Raw genomic sequence first — 18811 nt, forward strand, 5'->3', positions numbered from 1 at the left:
TATTTATCGCCTTTCCTATAAGAAGAACGCAAGTATCGTTCCTATCCATTCTTTGCCCTTATCAATAAGGGAAAGTGGGCTGACATCATCAAAGGAAAGTAATGACGCGTTTTTTAGATCTTCATGGAATTTATTTTTTACTTCTTGTATGAAATGTTTATCGTATAAAAGACAGTTGATTTCATGGTTAATATATAAGCTTCTCATATCAAAATTAGCAGTCCCAATATCACAAATATGATCGTCCACTATAATGATTTTTGCGTGAAAAAATCCTTGTTGAAAAGCGTAAATATTACAACCAGCTTGTATTAACTTTCGGCAATATGGGAATTTTGCTTCTCGAACGAGGGCGTGATCAGCCTTTTGTGGAACGAGAATAGTTATTTGAACTCCACGTTTTCGTGCGTTTAATAATGCGTTCATCATTTTTTTTCCAGGAATGAAATATGGTGTACCGATAAAGATTTCTTTTTTCGCGCTTTCGATTAATTGTAAAAATGTATTTTGTAAATAGGCACCATCAGTAGGGACAAAACGATGTAGAATGATCCCTGGTTGTTGTTTAGGAAAATAAAGAGATGAATCTAATAAATTTTGACCTGTATCGTCGAACCAATCATGTAAAAATTGTTTTTGTAAATCTTGTATCCCTTCTCCTGTAAGACGTAAATGATAATCTCGCCATAATCCTAACTTTTGATTATGCCCCAAATATTCCTCGCCAATATTAAATCCACCAATATAGCCAATTTTCCCGTCAATAACTGTAATTTTTCTATGGTTTCTTTGATTTGCAGAAAAGAAAGGAAAAGGAAATTTCACTTTGTGACAAAATGAAAAAGAGACACCATGCTTTTGTAGCGAATGAATCGCTTCTTTTGATAAATAATGACTTCCAAACCGGTCGAGCAAAAGTCTTACTTCAATTCCTTCTTGTGCTTTATCGATAAGTAGCTTTAAAAACTTACGACTTATCTCATCATTTTTTACAATGAAAAATAAAACGTGCACATGGTGTTTAGCTTGTTTTATATCAATAAATAGGGCGTCATACAAATCTTTTCCGTATGTATAAAGGTGAAAATCACTTTGACGTAAAGGGAAAGAACGAGAACGTACACGCTTTAAATGAACAATTCTCCCATATGAAAGGTCGATTGTAATCCAGAGAGCGCTACCTATTAACAAGAGAGATAAGAAGAACATAAGTAAATTCCCTCCTTCACGGTCTTTTCACCATCAGTTTTTTACAAATCAAAATGTCACTGTATCCCGATTGGTGTGGGCTAATAATCAGTAGGGAATAAACAGCCCGCTGATTAAAGTTTCACTTTATAGTTTCACCCAAATAAACAGCTTTATTAAAAAATGTGTTGTTGTATAACAAAAAACTGTTGACTGAATGCTCACTCATTATATAATGGGAATAGGGGATACAATTCAGAAAATTATATATTTTCGAAGATTCTAAAAAAGAAAGAGGGCTTACAAAGAGAGGGGTAGCATAAAAATGAATAGCTTACTAATCATTAATTGGCTGGCTGCCATTGCTGTTATTGCTTATGCGGGATATTTGTTTGTATATCTTATACGAACGAGGATGGCCTACATACAATTAGGAAAAAAGATTGAATTTGACCGTCGTTTTAAAGAGCGTTGGGATCTTCTTAAGGTCAATGTATTCGGTCAGAAAAAGCTGCTGAAAGATAAAAAGAGCGGCATTATTCACGTTATGTTTTTTTACGGATTTATTCTTGTCCAATTTGGAGCAATTGACTTCGTTTGGAAAGGGCTCGCACCAGGATCACATCTTCCACTTGGACCACTATACCCTGCATTTACATTCTTCCAGGAAATTGTCACACTTGTTATTTTAATCGCAGTCTTTTGGGCTTTTCATAGACGCTATGTTGAAAAGCTTGTTCGTTTAAAACGTAATTTCAAATCAGGTCTTGTTCTTATCTTTATTGGTGGCTTAATGATTTCTGTGCTACTTGGTAATGGGATGGGAATTATATGGCACGGTGAGGAGCTTTCATGGAGTGAACCAATTGCTTCTGCAATCGCTTACGTTTTCTCAGGGATAAATGAAACCGTAGCCATTTCAGTGTTCTATTTCTCTTGGTGGGTGCATCTATTAATCTTGCTAACGTTTTTAGTTTATGTTCCACAATCAAAACATGCGCATTTAATTGCTGGACCAGTTAACGTGTTTTTTGGTCGTCTTTCAAATCCGGGAAAACTTGAAAAAATCGATTTTGAAGATGAAACGCAAGAAACGTTCGGTGTTGGTAAAATTGAAGACTTTAGACAAAATCAGCTCGTTGATTTATATGCTTGCGTAGAATGTGGCCGTTGTACAAATATGTGTCCGGCAACAGGAACAGGCAAAATGTTATCACCGATGGATTTAATTTTAAAACTTCGCGACCATTTAACGGATAAAGGGGCAGCGGTAACATCAAAAGCACCGTGGGTTCCAGTTGTTGCTTTTAATAATACACAAGGAAATCAGTTAGCGATGATGGCAGCTGGAAAAGGACAACAAGAATCAGCAGCTACAGCGCTCGCTTACGATCCGAGCTTAATCGGAGATGTTATTACAGAAGAAGAGATTTGGGCATGTACAACGTGCCGTAACTGTGAAGATCAGTGTCCAGTTATGAATGAACATGTTGATAAAATTATTGATTTACGCCGCTATCTCGTTTTAACAGAAGGGAAAATGGATGCAGAGGCACAGCGTGCAATGACAAATATCGAGCGTCAAGGTAATCCGTGGGGACTGAACCGTAAAGAGCGTGAAACATGGCGTCAAGGTGATGATGAAGTAACAGTTCCAACTGTAAAAGAGAAATCAAAAGCTGGCGAAGAGTTTGAATACTTATTCTGGGTTGGATCAATGGGTTCGTATGACAACCGCAGTCAGAAGATTGCGATATCATTTGCGAAGCTAATGAACGAAGCAGGCATTTCATTCGCAATTCTTGGTAATAAGGAAAAGAACTCTGGTGATACACCGCGCCGCCTCGGAAACGAATTCGTATTCCAAGAGATGGCAACGAAAAACATTGAGGAATTTGAAAAAGCAGGAGTGAAGAAAATCGTTACGATTGACCCTCATGCTTATAACACTTTTAAAAATGAGTACCCGGACTTTGGCTTACAAGCAGAAGTCTATCATCATACAGAATTACTAGCCCAGTGGGTGAAGGAAGGACGTTTAAAACCTGTCCATTCTATTGAAGAAACAGTTACGTACCATGATTCCTGTTACTTAGGAAGATACAACGAAGTATATGAGGCACCGCGCGATATTCTAAAAGCAATTCCAGGTGTAAACCTTGTAGAAATGGCGCGTAACCGTGAAACGGGAATGTGCTGTGGTGCAGGTGGCGGCTTAATGTGGATGGAAGAAACGGCTGGTTCTCGTATTAACGTTGCTCGTACAGAACAAGCGCTGGCTGTACAACCGTCAATTATCGGTACAGGATGCCCATATTGCTTAACGATGATTAGTGACGGTACGAAAGCGAAAGAAGTTGAAGAAACAGTTCAAACGCTGGACGTAACAGAGATTTTAGAACGCTCAGTTATCGGACAGAAGAAAGAAGCAATCTAGTTTGTGGGAATGCATACAACTTTAGAAAGAGGTGCAATTATTGCACCTCTTCTCAACGTAGGAATACCGAGCGAGCGCTCGGCGTTAAAAAAAGAAATGGGGGAAAGAAACATGAGTAAAACAGTTATTTTAAGTGCTGCAAGAACACCGGTTGGAAAATTTGGAGGGACTTTAAAAGACGTGAAAGCAACAGAACTTGGAGGAATCGCAATTAAGGCAGCGCTTGAAAGGGCGAATGTTTCCGCGAGTGATGTTGAAGAAGTTATATTTGGAACGGTTATCCAAGGAGGACAAGGACAAATTCCATCACGCCAAGCAGCAAGAGCGGCTGGGATTCCTTGGGAAGTGCAGACAGAAACAGTAAATAAGGTTTGTGCATCAGGGCTTCGCGCAGTTACTTTAGCGGATCAAATTATTCGTACTGGTGACCAATCACTGATTGTAGCTGGTGGAATGGAATCGATGAGTAACAGTCCTTACATTTTACGAGGAGCAAGATGGGGATACAGAATGGGCAACAACGAAGTTATCGATTTAAACGTTGCAGACGGTTTAACATGCGCATTTTCAGGTATACACATGGGTGTTTATGGCGGAGAAGTTGCAAAAGAAGATGGGATCTCTCGCGAAGCACAAGATGAATGGGCATATCGTAGCCATCAACGTGCGGTTTCAGCACATAAGGAAGGTCGTTTTGAAGAGGAGATTGTACCAGTAACAATTCAGCAAAGAAAAGGTGATCCTATCGTCGTGGCTAAGGATGAGGCGCCACGCGCGGATACAACGATTGAAAAATTAGCGAAATTAAAGCCTGTATTTGATAAGACGTCAGCGGTGACAGCTGGTAATGCTCCTGGACTAAATGATGGCGGTGCGGCGCTTGTATTAATGAGCGAGGATAGAGCGAAGCAAGAGGGAAGAAAGCCATTAGCGACAATTTTGGCGCATACAGCAATTGCGGTAGAATCGAAGGATTTCCCAAGAACGCCAGGTTATGCAATTAATGAATTGTTGAAAAAGACAGGTAAGACAATTGAAGAAATCGATCTATTTGAAATCAATGAGGCATTTGCGGCGGTAGCAATTGCAAGTACTGAAATTGCAGGGATTGATCCGGAAAAATTGAATGTAAATGGCGGTGCTGTAGCAATGGGGCATCCAATTGGAGCGAGCGGAGCACGTATTATCGTTACACTTATCCATGCACTGAAGCAGCGCGGCGGCGGAATTGGAATTGCTTCTATTTGTAGCGGTGGCGGTCAAGGTGACGCAATTATGATTGAAGTTCGTTAATTTACGTGTAGAGGATTTTGGTTTATTAACAACTTATATTAAGGGGGAAGAAAGAATGGGTGTACAAAAAATAGTTGTAATTGGTGCAGGACAAATGGGTTCAGGTATCGCACAAGTGTGTGCAATGGCAGGCTATGATGTGAAAGTGCAAGATTTAAAGCAAGAGCAATTAGATAGAGGGCTAGCTGTTATTACAAAAAATTTAGCTCGTCAAGTAGAAAAATGTCGTATGAAGGAAGAAGAGAAAGAAGCGACTTTAAATCGTCTTACATGGACACTCGATTTAAATAGTGTAAAAGAAGCGGATCTTGTTATTGAAGCTGCTGTTGAGAAAATGGATATTAAAAAGAAAATTTTTGCGAATCTAGATGAAATCGCTCCAGAACACGCAATTTTAGCAACGAATACGTCATCGTTACCAATTACGGAAATTGCAGCGGTAACGAAACGTCCTGAGAAAGTAATTGGCATGCACTTTATGAATCCAGTTCCAGTTATGAAACTCGTTGAAATTATTCGTGGTTTAGCTACAGATGATGCAGTGTACGAAACGATTGAAGATATTACGAAAAAAATCGGGAAAGTGCCAGTTGAAGTAAATGATTTCCCAGGGTTTGTATCGAACCGTATTTTATTACCAATGATTAACGAAGCAATCTATACGTTATATGAAGGTGTAGCAACGAAAGAAGCGATTGATGAAGTAATGAAGCTCGGTATGAATCATCCGATGGGGCCACTTACATTAGCTGATTTTATCGGTTTAGATACGTGTTTATACATTATGGAAGTGTTGCATGAAGGATTAGGAGATAGTAAATATCGCCCATGTCCATTATTACGCAAGTATGTGAATGCAGGATGGTTAGGACGTAAAACGGGTCGTGGTTTCTACGTTTACGAATAAAGTCCTCCCTTTATTAAAATAGTGGTCTTACCAAATTGTTAAAAAGATATATAGCAAACGGAGGCGAAGTACATGAATTTTCACTTTACTGAAGAGCAACAAATGATGAGGAAAATGGTTCGAGATTTTGCGCAGAAGGAAATAGCTCCCTTTGTTCCTAGTATGGAACAAGGGGTGTTCCCGAAAGAGATTTTGCAAAAGATGGGTGAGCTTGGACTAATGGGTATTCCAGCGCCTGCAAAATATGGCGGGGCAGAAATGGATTTTATTTCTTACATTCTAGCAATTGAGGAAATTTCAAAGGTAAGTGCAACGGTTGGTGTAATTTTAGCTGTACATACGTCAGTTGGAATGAATCCGATTTTATACTTCGGAACAGAAGAACAGAAGCAGAAATATGTTTCTAAATTGGCGACTGGTGAGTATTTAGGCGCATTTGCTCTAACAGAACCAAATGCAGGATCAGATGCAGGTAGTTTGAAATCAAGAGCTGTAAAAAAAGACGATCACTATATTATCAATGGATCGAAAGTATTTATTACGAATGGCGGCGAAGCAAGTACATACATTGTATTCGCTTCTACAAATCCAGAGGCGGGGAAAAGTGGCATTTCTGCATTTATTGTAGAGAAAGATACACCAGGCTTAATCATCGGAAAAGATGAGCATAAGATGGGGCTTCTTGGTTCTCGTACAGTACAACTTACGTTTGAAGATATGAAAGTGCCGGCCGAGAATTTACTTGGTGAAGAAGGACAAGGATTTAAGGTGGCAATGGCGAATTTAGATGTTGGACGAATTGGGATCGGAGCGCAGGCATTAGGAATCGCGGAAGCGGCGCTTGCATGTGCGATTGATTATGCGAAAGAGCGCGAGCAATTCGGCAAGCCAATTGCGGCGCAGCAAGGAATCGGATTCAAACTTGCAGATATGGCGACTAGCGTAGAAGCAGCGCGATTACTTGTATACAGAGCGGCATCGCTAAGAGCGCAAGGATTACCATGTGGTAAAGAAGCTTCTATTGCGAAATTATTTGCTTCTAAGACGGCTGTTGAAGTTGCGATTGAAGCGGTGCAAGTATTTGGCGGTTACGGTTATACGAAAGATTATCCAGTAGAAAGATTTTTCCGTGATGCGAAGATCACGCAAATATATGAAGGAACGAGCGAAATACAAAAGCTTGTAATTAGCCGAGCTTTATAAAAAGACGAGGGGGAGACGGGAATGCATTTTAAATTATCAGAAGAACATGAAATGATAAGAAAAATGGTTCGGGATTTTGCAAGAAATGAAGTAGCACCGACGGCGGCAGAGCGTGATGAGGAAGAGCGATTTGATCGCGCTTTATTTGATCAAATGGCAGAGCTTGGTTTAACCGGCATTCCGTGGCCTGAAGAGTATGGTGGAATTGGAAGCGATTACTTGGCGTATGTAATTGCCATTGAAGAATTATCCCGTGTATGTGCTTCTACAGGTGTAACATTGTCTGCACATACTTCACTTGCTGGTTGGCCAATTTTTAAATTTGGAACGGAAGAGCAAAAGCAAAAGTTTTTACGACCGATGGCAGAAGGAAAGAAAATTGGCGCATACGGTTTAACGGAACCAAGTTCCGGTTCAGATGCTGGTGGAATGAGGACAACTGCGAAACGAGATGGAGACCATTACATTTTAAATGGATCGAAAATCTTTATTACAAATGGTGGCATTGCTGATATTTACGTTGTTTTTGCATTAACAGACCCTGAATCGAAGCAGCGTGGCACGAGCGCATTTATTGTGGAGAGCGATACGCCGGGATTTTCAGTTGGGAAAAAAGAGAGCAAGCTAGGGATTCGCTCTTCGCCGACTACTGAAATTATGTTTGAAGACTGCCGCATTCCTGTAGAGAATCTACTCGGAGAAGAGGGGCAAGGATTTAAGGTAGCGATGCAAACATTAGATGGCGGTCGTAATGGTATTGCGGCGCAAGCGGTTGGTATTGCACAATCCGCTTTAGATGCTTCCGTAGAATATGCAAGAGAGCGTCATCAGTTCGGGAAGCCAATTGCGGCGCAGCAAGGAATTGGCTTTAAACTTGCAGATATGGCAACGGATGTAGAGGCGGCGCGTCTTTTAACATATCAAGCGGCTTGGCTTGAATCTGAAGGGCTTCCGTACGGGAAAGAGTCAGCGATGTCAAAAGTATTTGCAGGTGATACAGCGATGAAGGTAACGACTGAAGCAGTACAAGTATTTGGTGGTTATGGTTATACGAAAGATTATCCAGTAGAGCGTTATATGCGCGATGCAAAGATTACACAGATATATGAGGGAACGCAAGAGATTCAAAGGCTTGTAATTTCTCGTATGTTAACGAAATAGGAACGAAAGCGTAGGTATTTTCCTACGCTTTTTCCTTCCAAAAATAATAGAGAGAGGTGAAGGAGATGGTTAAACATAATGTACATGCATCAGTGAAAGATGAAAAATTAGTTGCGTTAAGGCGTGAACAAATGATTAAAGGTGCGGTGCAACTGTTTAAGCAAAAAGGGTTCCCACGTACAACAACGAGAGAAATTGCGAAGGCGGCTGGGTTTAGTATTGGAACACTTTATGAGTACATTCGTACAAAAGATGATGTTTTATATTTAGTTTGTGATAGTATATATGAACATGTAAAAGAGCGGTTAGAGGAAGTAGTGTGTACAGAAAAGGGAAGTATAGAAAGTTTAAAGATAGCAATAACGAATTATTTTAAAGTGATGGATGAATTGCAAGAAGAAGTATTAATTATGTATCAAGAGGTACGTTTTTTACCGAAAGAATCACTCCCATATGTATTAGAAAAAGAGTTTCAAATGGTAGGAATGTTCGAGAATATTTTAGAACAGTGCACGGAAAATGGAACATTTACATTAAATAAAAAAGAAATACAGCTTCTTGCACATAATATTTTCATACAAGGACAAATGTGGGGATTTAGACGTTGGGCCCTGCAAAAACTGTATACGCTTGAAGAATATACAGAAATGCAAATTAGGTATGTATTGCAAGGGGCGCATATGCTTCCGAAATAAGGAATGGACAAATTATAATTTTATTACCATATTAAAGTTTCCCGTTTTTTTTGTAGCATATTTGTGCGACTTTTGTTTATAATGAATAGTATGGATTTTTTTAAGCAGACCGTTATATATAAGGTTATATTTGAAGAAAGGAAGTGCCGCATAAGTGAATTTTAAGCAATATTCACCAGAAGAGCTAAAAGAATGTTCAATGATTGAAGTTGTACATAGCGTTTTAGGGGATAAAAGACAAGCAACGACATTCAACGAGTTGGTTCAAGAAATCGCTCAAGTGCTGGGACTATCTCAAGAGCAAGTTAATGCGAAACTCGCACAATTTTATACAGATTTAAACATCGATGGACGTTTCATTAATTTAGGAGAAAATCGTTGGGGGCTACGCAGCTGGTACCCATATGAGCAAATTGATGAAGAAATCTTACCTCAGCCAAAACCGAAGAAGAAACGTAAAGTTGAAGAGGACGGTTTTGACGACTACATCGAAGAAGATGAAGACGAATTCGGCGATGCAGAAGGAAATGCAGACGAAGAAGACGATGTAGAAGATTTGGACAAGGTTCTTGAAGAAGAAGACGCAGATGACGAAGATGATGATCTTGATGATTTAGAAGAAGATGATGAAGACTTCGCAGAAGAAGAACTTGAGTACGATGAAGCTGAAGCTGAAGAAGAAGAGGAAGAGCTGTAGTTCTTGACTTTTCATTATCGTCCATGTAGAATCATTTTTGGGCTCTTTAAAACAGGACGATAATACTTTTAAAGTGTAAATATAAAAGAAAATTGCTCCCTACTTATTACTTTATGTGATGAGGGGAGCAATTTTCTTTTTGTTTTTTGTTTAGAAAATAAAAAGAGTCTAACAATAAGATGGATACAGTGTTATCTACATACGTTGCGCTTTGCAACGGTGATTATATAACAGCAAAATAGGAGGGAGCTTTTTCATGACTAAGTATATTTTTGTAACAGGCGGTGTAGTATCGTCTTTAGGAAAAGGTATTACAGCAGCATCTCTTGGACGACTTTTAAAAAATCGTGGTTTAAACGTAACTATTCAAAAGTTTGATCCATACATTAACGTAGACCCAGGGACTATGAGCCCATACCAACACGGTGAGGTATTCGTAACAGATGATGGTGCAGAAACTGACTTAGACCTTGGTCACTATGAGCGTTTCATCGACATCAACTTAAACAAATACAGCAACGTAACAACAGGTAAAATTTACTCTTCAGTTCTTCAAAAAGAGCGTCGTGGTGAATACTTAGGAGGAACAGTTCAGGTTATTCCTCACATTACTAACGAAATTAAAGAACGTGTATATCGTTCTGGTCGCGAAACAAACGCGGACGTTGTTATTACAGAAATCGGTGGAACTGTTGGTGATATCGAGTCTCTACCATTCTTAGAAGCAATTCGTCAAATTAAGAGCGACATCGGTCGTGACAATGTAATGTACATTCACTGTACGTTAATCCCGTACTTAAAAGCAGCGGGTGAAATGAAAACAAAACCAACGCAACATAGCGTTAAAGAGCTTCGTAGCTTAGGTATTCAACCAAATATTATCGTTGTTCGTACAGAACTACCTGTTTCTCAGGACATGAAAGACAAGCTTGCATTATTCTGTGACATCGATACAAAAGCAGTTATCGAAGCGCGCGATGCAGATACTTTATATGCGGTTCCATTATCTCTTCAAGAACAAAACATGGACCAAATCGTTTGCGATCACTTAAAATTAGACAATCCAGCTGCAGATATGACAGAGTGGACTGCGCTAGTTAATAAAGTGCGTAACCTTTCTAAGAAAACAAAAATCGCTCTTGTTGGTAAATACGTAGAGCTTCAAGATGCATATATTTCTGTTGTAGAAGCACTTCGTCATGCAGGTTACTCATTCGACACAGATGTAGAAGTGAAATGGGTAAATGCTGAGCACGTAACAGCAGAGAACGTGAAAGAATTAGTTGGCGACACAGATGGTATTCTTGTACCAGGTGGCTTTGGCGATCGTGGTGTAGAAGGTAAAATTGTTGCAATTCAATATGCTCGTGAAAACAAAGTTCCATTCTTAGGAATTTGCCTAGGTATGCAACTTGCATCAATCGAATTTGCACGTAACGTATTAGGATTAGAAGGAGCTAACTCTTCTGAAATTAATCCTGACACACCTTATGCAATCATCGACTTATTACCAGAACAAAAAGATGTAGAAGACTTAGGTGGTACACTTCGTCTTGGTCTATACCCATGTAAGCTTGCTGAAGAAACAAATGCTTACAATGCTTACAACGAGCCGGTTGTATATGAGCGTCATCGTCATCGTTATGAGTTCAACAATCAATTCCGTCCGGATATGGAAAAAGCAGGATTTGTATTCTCTGGTACAAGCCCAGACGGTCGTCTAGTTGAAATCATTGAATTAAAAGACCACCCTTGGTTCGTGGCAGCACAGTTCCATCCAGAACTTGTGTCTCGTCCAAACCGTCCACAACCATTGTTCCATGACTTCGTAAGTGCTTCTATTACGAATAAAGAGAGCAAGTAATAAAAAAAGCGCCTGAAATAGGGCGCTTTTTTTAATATTCGTTTAACATTTCATCAATTGTAAATTTAATTCCATGATAAGCAAATAAAGCTACAATTAAACTTGGGAAACCGTAGCGGTTACCTTCATCATCTGGAATAAGGCCTTTTAACAGTTTTGTATCGATATGTACATCTGTGTATTGTTCCAGTGATTCAACATGTTCTTGAATAGCTGAAATACCAACGATAGAGTGCCCCTCTTCTTGTAGTTTTTTTGCAATTGCTACAACTTCTTCATCTGTTGAAAAACGGCTAATAAGAAGTACACGATCTGCAGAAGTTACTTCTGCTTCTTTACCGTTTTCAAATAAGCGTTTTGCTTGCTTCATTGGTTCAGCACCGAATAGAGCTTCAGCAACAACGCCCTCCATTTCATTTGTACCATGTAAATAAATGAAACCATCGCCAACTAGTGCTTGAGCAAGTAGACGAGCGCTATCTTCTATATTCATTTCCTCTTTTTGAGAAACTCTGGAGAAATAACCACTTAATTGAGTTGAAAAAATTTTTAACATAATGTTACTCCCTTCGTACGTGTTTGCCGGCTTTTATTATAATTTATTTTTTTAGAAAGGTGAAATCGTAGGTAGCATAACAAAATAGGAAACGGTAAAATAAGAAAGAATAGGAAGGAATTTGCCAAAGAATAGCGAAAATAAATCGATAAGATATAAGAAGCTGTAAATCTTGTATTTACACAGAAAGGTTGGGAGTTATGGAAGGGAAAATTTTAATCGTTGATGATCAATATGGCATTCGTGTGTTATTACATGAAGTGTTCCAAAAAGAAGGTTATCAGACGTTCCAAGCAGCGAATGGATTTCAAGCTTTAGATATCGTGAAAAAAGATAATCCAGATTTAGTAGTGTTAGATATGAAAATCCCAGGTATGGATGGTATAGAGATTTTAAAACATGTAAAAGAAATTGATGAGAGTATTAAAGTGATTTTAATGACTGCTTATGGAGAATTGGATATGATTCAAGAAGCGAAAGATTTAGGAGCTTTAATGCACTTTGCTAAACCGTTTGATATTGATGAGATTCGTCAAGCAGTGAGAGATCAGCTTGCTGTAGAGGCGTAAAAAATGAATTTTTTATAAAAAATATGGAAAAAAGCGTTTACATGGACTATTGAGCAGGTGAATACGGTTGAGTTTTTTAGTACAAGTTGTTATCCTAATGAGTGTAGAAAAAAGTCCGGTATACAGATATACATATTTTACCTTATTCTGGTCATACTACCAGCGATAAGAACTTATCGGATACAAAAAACGTTTTTTAGGAGGATTCACCATGCCTTTAGTTTCTATGAAAGAAATGCTAAACACAGCACTAGAAGGAAAATACGCAGTTGGTCAATTCAACATGAACAACTTAGAGTGGACTCAAGCTATCTTAGCTGCTGCGGAAGAAGAAAAATCTCCTGTAATCCTAGGTGTATCTGAGGGTGCAGCTCGTCATATGACTGGTTTCAAAACAGTTGTAGCTATGGTTAAAGCTTTAATCGAAGAAATGAACATCACTGTTCCTGTAGCGATTCACCTTGACCATGGTTCAAGCTTCGAAAAATGTAAAGAAGCAATCGATGCAGGTTTCACATCTGTAATGATCGACGCTTCTCACCACCCATTCGAAGAAAACGTTGAAACTACTAAAAAAGTAGTAGAATACGCACACGCTCGTAACGTATCTGTTGAAGCTGAGCTTGGAACAGTTGGCGGACAAGAAGACGACATCATCGCTGAAGGCGTAATTTACGCTGATCCTGCAGAGTGTAAACACCTTGTTGAAGCAACAGGTATCGATTGCCTAGCTCCAGCTTTAGGTTCTGTACACGGTCCTTACAAAGGTGAGCCTAACTTAGGATTCGCTGAAATGGAACAAGTTCGTGACTTCACTGGCGTACCTTTAGTATTACACGGTGGTACTGGTATCCCAACTGCTGATATCGTAAAAGCTATCTCTTTAGGTACTTCAAAAATCAACGTAAACACTGAGAACCAAATCGAGTTTACAAAAGCTGTTCGTGAAGTATTAAACAAAGACCAAGAAGTTTACGATCCTCGTAAATTTATTGGACCTGGCCGCGACGCTATTAAAGCAACTGTTGCTGGTAAAATGCGTGAGTTCGGTTCTAACGGTAAAGCGTAAGAATAAAATTCCGTTTTGGAAACCGTCTAGTCTTTTAGACGGTTTCCTTTCGTTGTATAATGAAAGCGTGAACAAGTCTAAAGATTTTATAAAATGAATTTTTAGCCTGCAAATATAGAAAATAATGTGCATAGTCCTATTAATAAATGTGATGAGTATCTGAATTGGGGAATTTGATTCGATGAATAGTTAATCTTCATCTATTTGTACAGCAGGGGAGCTACAGGTGATGGTTTTCTACTTATTGAGTTTTAGGGTGGAAAGAGTGATTGAGATTCTTAAGGGGAACCTTCTACTTCTTTTTATAAAGCAGTAGAAGATAAATACATTCACGAGAAGGGAGCTCAATATGGAAAAGTTGCTAATTGAAGGCGGAAGAGCTTTAAATGGAACAATTCGTGTGAGTGGTGCAAAGAACAGTGCTGTTGCATTAATTCCAGCGACAATTTTAGCAGATACTCCAGTAACTATCGGTGGCGTTCCTAATATTTCGGACGTGAAAATGTTAGGAGACTTACTAGAGGAAATTGGAGGGAAAGTAACTTATGGGCAGGAAGAAGAGATGGTAGTCGATCCTTCTAACATGGTTGCGATGCCTTTACCAAATGGAAAAGTGAAAAAATTGCGCGCCTCTTATTATTTAATGGGTGCAATGCTTGGCCGTTTTAAAAAAGCTGTTATTGGGCTTCCAGGTGGATGTCATTTAGGGCCAAGGCCGATTGATCAGCATATTAAAGGGTTTGAAGCACTAGGTGCACATGTTACAAATGAACAAGGTGCCATTTATTTAAGAGCAGATGAATTGCGCGGGGCGCGTATTTATTTAGATGTTGTTAGTGTGGGAGCTACGATTAATATTATGCTAGCGGCTATACGAGCGAAAGGTAGAACTGTTATTGAAAATGCAGCGAAAGAACCAGAGATTATTGATGTAGCCACATTATTAACAAGTATGGGAGCGCGCATTAAAGGTGCTGGTACAGATGTAATCCGAATTGATGGTGTGGACTCCCTGCATGGTTGTCACCATACTATCATTCCAGATCGTATTGAAGCCGGTACGTATATGATTTTAGGAGCTGCATCAGGAGGAGAAGTAACAGTTGATAATGTTATTCCTCAGCATTTAGAGTCAGTGACTGCGAAGCTAAGAGAAGCTGGTGTCCAAGTTGAAACGAACGATGACCAAATTACAGTGAACGGTAATAGAAGGTTAAAAGTAGTTGATATAAAAACGCTTGTATATCCAGGTTTCCCAACAGATTTACAACAGCCGTTTACGACGCTTTTAACAAAGGCACACGGGACGGGAGTTGTAACGGATACAATTTACGGCGCACGTTTCAAACATATTGATGAATTGCGTCGTATGAATGCGCAAATTAAAGTAGAAGGTCGTTCGGCAATTGTAACTGGTCCTGTTTTATTGCAAGGTGCAAAAGTGAAGGCGAGTGACTTACGAGCTGGGGCTTCCCTTGTTATTGCAGGATTAATGGCGGATGGAATTACAGAAGTAACCGGACTTGAGCATATTGATCGAGGCTATGAAAATATAGTAGACAAGCTTAAAGGGCTTGGCGCAAACATTTGGCGAGAACAAATGACAAAGCAAGAAATTGAAGAGATGAAGAACGCATAAGTGATACTTCCGCAAGGGGGGAAGCGAAGCATCACTACTTGCGGAAGTACACTTTATAGAAAAAACACGGTTCACAAAATACGGCAGAAATATAAAGACTTAAAGGAGAGGGATTATCGTGGAAAGAAGTTTATCTATGGAGTTAGTACGTGTAACAGAGGCTGCAGCATTATCATCAGCGCGTTGGATGGGACTCGGGAAAAAAGATGAGGCAGACGGTGCAGCAACATCAGCTATGCGTGATGTATTTGATACAATTCCGATGAAAGGTACAGTTGTAATTGGTGAAGGTGAGATGGATGAAGCGCCAATGCTGTATATCGGAGAGAAATTAGGTACAGGATATGGCCCACGCGTAGACGTTGCAGTTGATCCTTTAGAGGGGACGAACATCGTAGCAGCTGGCGGATGGAATGCACTTGCTGTTATTGCAATTGCAGATCATGGTAATTTGTTACATGCTCCTGACATGTACATGGATAAAATTGCGGTTGGCCCAGAAGCAGTTGGGGCAGTTGATATTAACGCACCTATTATCGATAACCTACGTGCCGTTGCGAAAGCGAAGAATAAAGATATTGAAGATGTTGTAGCGACAGTTTTAAATCGTCCACGTCATCAAGCAATTATCGAAGAAATTCGTAAGGCTGGTGCACGTATTAAGTTAATTAATGATGGAGATGTAGCTGGAGCAATCAATACAGCGTTTGACCGTACAGGTGTAGATATTTTATTCGGTTCTGGTGGGGCTCCTGAAGGTGTATTAGCTGCGGTTGCGCTAAAATGCTTAGGTGGAGAAATTCAAGGAAAGCTCTTACCACAAGACGAAGCTGAATTAGCACGTTGTAAAAAAATGGGCATTGAAGATATAAATCGCATCCTTCGTATGGAAGACTTAGTAAAAGGTGACGATGCAATCTTTGCTGCAACAGGTGTAACAGACGGAGAACTATTACGTGGCGTTCAATTTAAAGGTAGCGTAGGAACAACACAATCCCTTGTTATGCGTGCGAAGTCAGGTACAGTACGCTTCGTAGACGGACGTCATAGCTTAAATAAAAAACCGAATTTGGTTATTAAATAAAAAGTGCAAGCGGCTCGTTCAGAATCGCAGGGCATCGGAACTCTCGACCTTGAAGCGTTTTTTGCTTCGAGTGAGAGAGTGAAATGACCGGAGATTCTAGCCGCTGGAACTGGATTAAGTAAAAAGAGTAAGCAGCTCGTTCAGAATGGCAGGAAGAAGCGAAGCCACCGACCATTCTAGCTGCTGAAGCTGGATTAAATAAAAGCAGAAATACCTTATCTATTCTTCCTTAAAATAAGGTGAGTAGAAAAAAGTAAGAAATATAAAAAGCGAAGACAAATTTTCTTGTCTTCGCTTCTTGTATTTGTGTTCCAACGTATTGATTAAAACTAGATAAAAGGGTTACAATAGTGAATATTACCCTACTTGAACTTATTGCCTTTCATTATTAATTATTTGCCTTCCGTATTTTTTCCCTTTACCCATTTGAAAAGAGAATAATGTTAAAGTGTGGTGTCTGAATGAATTTGTCAATTGCAGCATTAGAAAACATGAAATTAAAAGAGTTATACGAGCTTGCGAAAGAATTTAAGATCTCGTATTACAGCAAGTTAACGAAAAAAGAGTTAATCTTTTCTATTTTGAAAGCTCGAGCAGAAAAAGAAGGTTTCTTTTTCATGGAAGGTGTATTAGAAATTATTCAATCAGAAGGATTTGGGTTCCTACGTCCTATCAACTATTCTCCAAGCTCAGAAGATATTTATATCTCAGCTTCGCAAATTCGTCGTTTCGATTTACGTAATGGAGACAAAGTTTCTGGTAAAGTACGACCTCCGAAAGAAAATGAACGCTATTTTGGATTATTACAAGTTGAAGCTGTAAACGGAGATGATCCAGATTCAGCAAAAGAGCGTGTGCATTTCCCTGCATTAACACCATTATACCCAGATCGCCAAATGAAGTTGGAAACGGAAACGAAAAAGTTGCCGACACGCATCATGGATTTAATCGCACCAGTTGGATTTGGACAACGTGGTTTAATTGTTGCGCCTCCAAAGGCTGGTAAAACAAGTCTGTTAAAAGAAATTGCACACAGTGTCACAACAAATCATCCGGAAGCGGAATTAATTGTACTTTTAATTGATGAGCGTCCAGAGGAAGTAACAGATATTGAACGTTCTGTTAAAGGTGACGTTGTAAGCTCTACTTTTGATGAAGTACCAGAAAATCATATTAAAGTAGCCGAGCTTGTATTAGAGCGTGCAATGCGTCTTGTGGAACATAAAAAAGACGTTGTCATTTTAATGGATAGTATTACCCGTTTAGCGCGTGCTTACAACCTTGTTATTCCGCCAAGTGGTAGAACGTTATCGGGTGGTATCGATCCGGCTGCCTTCCATAGACCGAAGCGCTTCTTCGGAGCTGCGCGTAATATTGAAGAAGGCGGTAGCTTAACAATTTTAGCAACAGCCCTTGTTGATACAGGGTCTCGTATGGACGATGTAATTTACGAGGAGTTTAAAGGAACTGGAAATATGGAACTTCACTTAGATCGCTCATTAGCTGAGCGTCGTATCTTCCCAGCGATTGATATTCGTCGCTCTGGTACGCGTAAAGAAAACCTATTAATTCCGAAAGAACATTTAGACAAATTATGGGGTATTCGTAAAACGATGCGTGATACGCCAGACTTTGTTGAAGGTTTCTTACGTAAACTTCGTCAAACAAAGACAAATGAAGAATTTTTACAAAACATTGTTGCAGACTCAAAAAGGTATGTAACAACTAAGTAAAGGGAAAAGATTGGGACTCGCTTATTTCGTAGTAAGCGAGTTTTTTATGATTTTTAAGGGAATATTAGAGAGAGTAATATATGGAAAAAATTATGTTTTTTTGAGATGAAAATCATATTTTGTGTTAGAGCTGGGCGAGTCACCTCCACTTTAAATTGCTATCCAGCTCCAGCGGCTAGAATGGTCGGTGGCTTCGCGTCTTCCTAGGAGGCAAAAAGCGCTTCAAGGTCGAGAGTTTGAAGTGTCCTGGATTCTAAACGAGCCGCTTGCGCTTTTAATTTTCAAAAGACAAAAACAGGTAGTTGCAAAATGGAGTTAGCCTTGTTATAATTTCATCATATGTGTTTCATCAATATAGTTGTGTAAGCAGCTGAAGATGAAAAACTCTGTTTCGAAAATGATTCAGGGCGGAAGGAGATGAAAAGAATGAAAGCAGGAATCCATCCAAATTACAATAAAGTTGTATTTATGGACACGAACACAGGCTTCAAATTCTTAAGCGGGTCTACTAAAGGCTCTAGCGAAACTGTTGAGTGGGAAGATGGTAACACTTATCCATTACTAAAAATTGAGATCAGTTCTGATTCTCACCCATTCTACACTGGACGTCAGAAGTTTGCTACTGCAGACGGACGTGTTGACCGCTTCAATAAGAAATACGGCATCAAGTAATAAAGAACATAAAACAGGCAAGTGTATGTATTCGCTTGTCTGTT

Annotated in this window: 16 protein-coding genes; 14 read left to right on the plus strand and 2 right to left on the minus strand. The window is 39.3% G+C overall.

Features of this window, described 5'->3' with window-relative positions; all coding sequences use genetic code 11:
- Positions 1–15 precede the first annotated feature (15 nt).
- Positions 16–1209 (minus strand): cardiolipin synthase, encoded by a 1194-nt coding sequence (gene cls / locus CDB3_RS23820; RefSeq protein ID WP_128856190.1) that lies wholly within the window; start codon positions 1207–1209, stop codon positions 16–18.
- Positions 1210–1513: 304 nt separating this feature from the next.
- Between cls and CDB3_RS23825 the strand changes: the two genes are divergently transcribed.
- The 8 genes from CDB3_RS23825 (at position 1514) to pyrG (ending at position 11445) form a co-directional block, all read left to right on the plus strand.
- Positions 1514–3625, plus strand: a complete 2112-nt coding sequence (locus CDB3_RS23825; RefSeq protein WP_097831455.1) for a (Fe-S)-binding protein — start codon at positions 1514–1516, stop codon at positions 3623–3625.
- Between the two features lie 9 nt (positions 3626–3634).
- The gene (locus CDB3_RS23830) at positions 3635–4918 is read left to right on the plus strand and encodes an acetyl-CoA C-acetyltransferase (protein ID WP_128856191.1); all 1284 of its coding nucleotides are present in this window, start codon (positions 3635–3637) and stop codon (positions 4916–4918) included.
- Between the two features lie 55 nt (positions 4919–4973).
- The gene (locus CDB3_RS23835) at positions 4974–5825 is read left to right on the plus strand and encodes a 3-hydroxybutyryl-CoA dehydrogenase (RefSeq protein ID WP_128856192.1); all 852 of its coding nucleotides are present in this window, start codon (positions 4974–4976) and stop codon (positions 5823–5825) included.
- Between the two features lie 72 nt (positions 5826–5897).
- Positions 5898–7028, plus strand: a complete 1131-nt coding sequence (locus CDB3_RS23840) for an acyl-CoA dehydrogenase (RefSeq protein ID WP_001009064.1) — start codon at positions 5898–5900, stop codon at positions 7026–7028.
- Between the two features lie 21 nt (positions 7029–7049).
- Positions 7050–8189: an acyl-CoA dehydrogenase AcdA gene (acdA, locus tag CDB3_RS23845; protein ID WP_071744053.1), complete on the plus strand. Its 1140-nt coding sequence runs from the start codon at positions 7050–7052 to the stop codon at positions 8187–8189.
- Between the two features lie 65 nt (positions 8190–8254).
- A complete protein-coding gene (locus CDB3_RS23850) occupies positions 8255–8884 on the plus strand; it encodes a TetR/AcrR family transcriptional regulator (RefSeq protein ID WP_000238599.1) in 630 nt (209 codons plus the stop codon).
- 154 nt (positions 8885–9038) lie between these two features.
- Positions 9039–9581, plus strand: a complete 543-nt coding sequence (rpoE, locus tag CDB3_RS23855) for a DNA-directed RNA polymerase subunit delta (protein ID WP_098403680.1) — start codon at positions 9039–9041, stop codon at positions 9579–9581.
- A gap of 256 nt (positions 9582–9837) precedes the next feature.
- Positions 9838–11445: a CTP synthase gene (gene pyrG, locus CDB3_RS23860; RefSeq protein WP_000170445.1), complete on the plus strand. Its 1608-nt coding sequence runs from the start codon at positions 9838–9840 to the stop codon at positions 11443–11445.
- A 31-nt stretch (positions 11446–11476) separates the two neighbouring features.
- Here pyrG and CDB3_RS23865 read toward each other — a convergent pair whose 3' ends face one another.
- Positions 11477–12001, minus strand: coding sequence for a DUF2529 domain-containing protein (locus tag CDB3_RS23865; RefSeq protein WP_128856193.1), 525 nt, complete (start codon positions 11999–12001; stop codon positions 11477–11479).
- Between the two features lie 200 nt (positions 12002–12201).
- Between CDB3_RS23865 and spo0F the strand changes: the two genes are divergently transcribed.
- The 6 genes from spo0F (at position 12202) to CDB3_RS23895 (ending at position 18767) form a co-directional block, all read left to right on the plus strand.
- Positions 12202–12570, plus strand: coding sequence for a sporulation initiation phosphotransferase Spo0F (gene spo0F / locus CDB3_RS23870; RefSeq protein WP_000398592.1), 369 nt, complete (start codon positions 12202–12204; stop codon positions 12568–12570).
- A 211-nt stretch (positions 12571–12781) separates the two neighbouring features.
- Positions 12782–13639, plus strand: a complete 858-nt coding sequence (locus tag CDB3_RS23875; RefSeq protein WP_001131859.1) for a class II fructose-bisphosphate aldolase — start codon at positions 12782–12784, stop codon at positions 13637–13639.
- A gap of 349 nt (positions 13640–13988) precedes the next feature.
- Positions 13989–15278: a UDP-N-acetylglucosamine 1-carboxyvinyltransferase gene (murA, locus tag CDB3_RS23880; protein WP_128856194.1), complete on the plus strand. Its 1290-nt coding sequence runs from the start codon at positions 13989–13991 to the stop codon at positions 15276–15278.
- A gap of 118 nt (positions 15279–15396) precedes the next feature.
- Positions 15397–16362, plus strand: coding sequence for a class II fructose-bisphosphatase (gene glpX, locus CDB3_RS23885; RefSeq protein ID WP_128856195.1), 966 nt, complete (start codon positions 15397–15399; stop codon positions 16360–16362).
- 461 nt (positions 16363–16823) lie between these two features.
- Positions 16824–18095 carry a transcription termination factor Rho gene (gene rho, locus CDB3_RS23890; protein ID WP_128856196.1) on the plus strand — a complete coding sequence of 424 codons (1272 nt, stop codon included), beginning with the start codon at positions 16824–16826 and terminating at the stop codon, positions 18093–18095.
- 426 nt (positions 18096–18521) lie between these two features.
- A complete protein-coding gene (locus CDB3_RS23895) occupies positions 18522–18767 on the plus strand; it encodes a type B 50S ribosomal protein L31 (RefSeq protein ID WP_000643447.1) in 246 nt (81 codons plus the stop codon).
- Positions 18768–18811 lie beyond the last annotated feature (44 nt).

It is taken from the genome of Bacillus sp. CDB3 (assembly GCF_002081505.1).
Lineage (GTDB): Bacteria > Bacillota > Bacilli > Bacillales > Bacillaceae_G > Bacillus_A > Bacillus_A cereus_AT.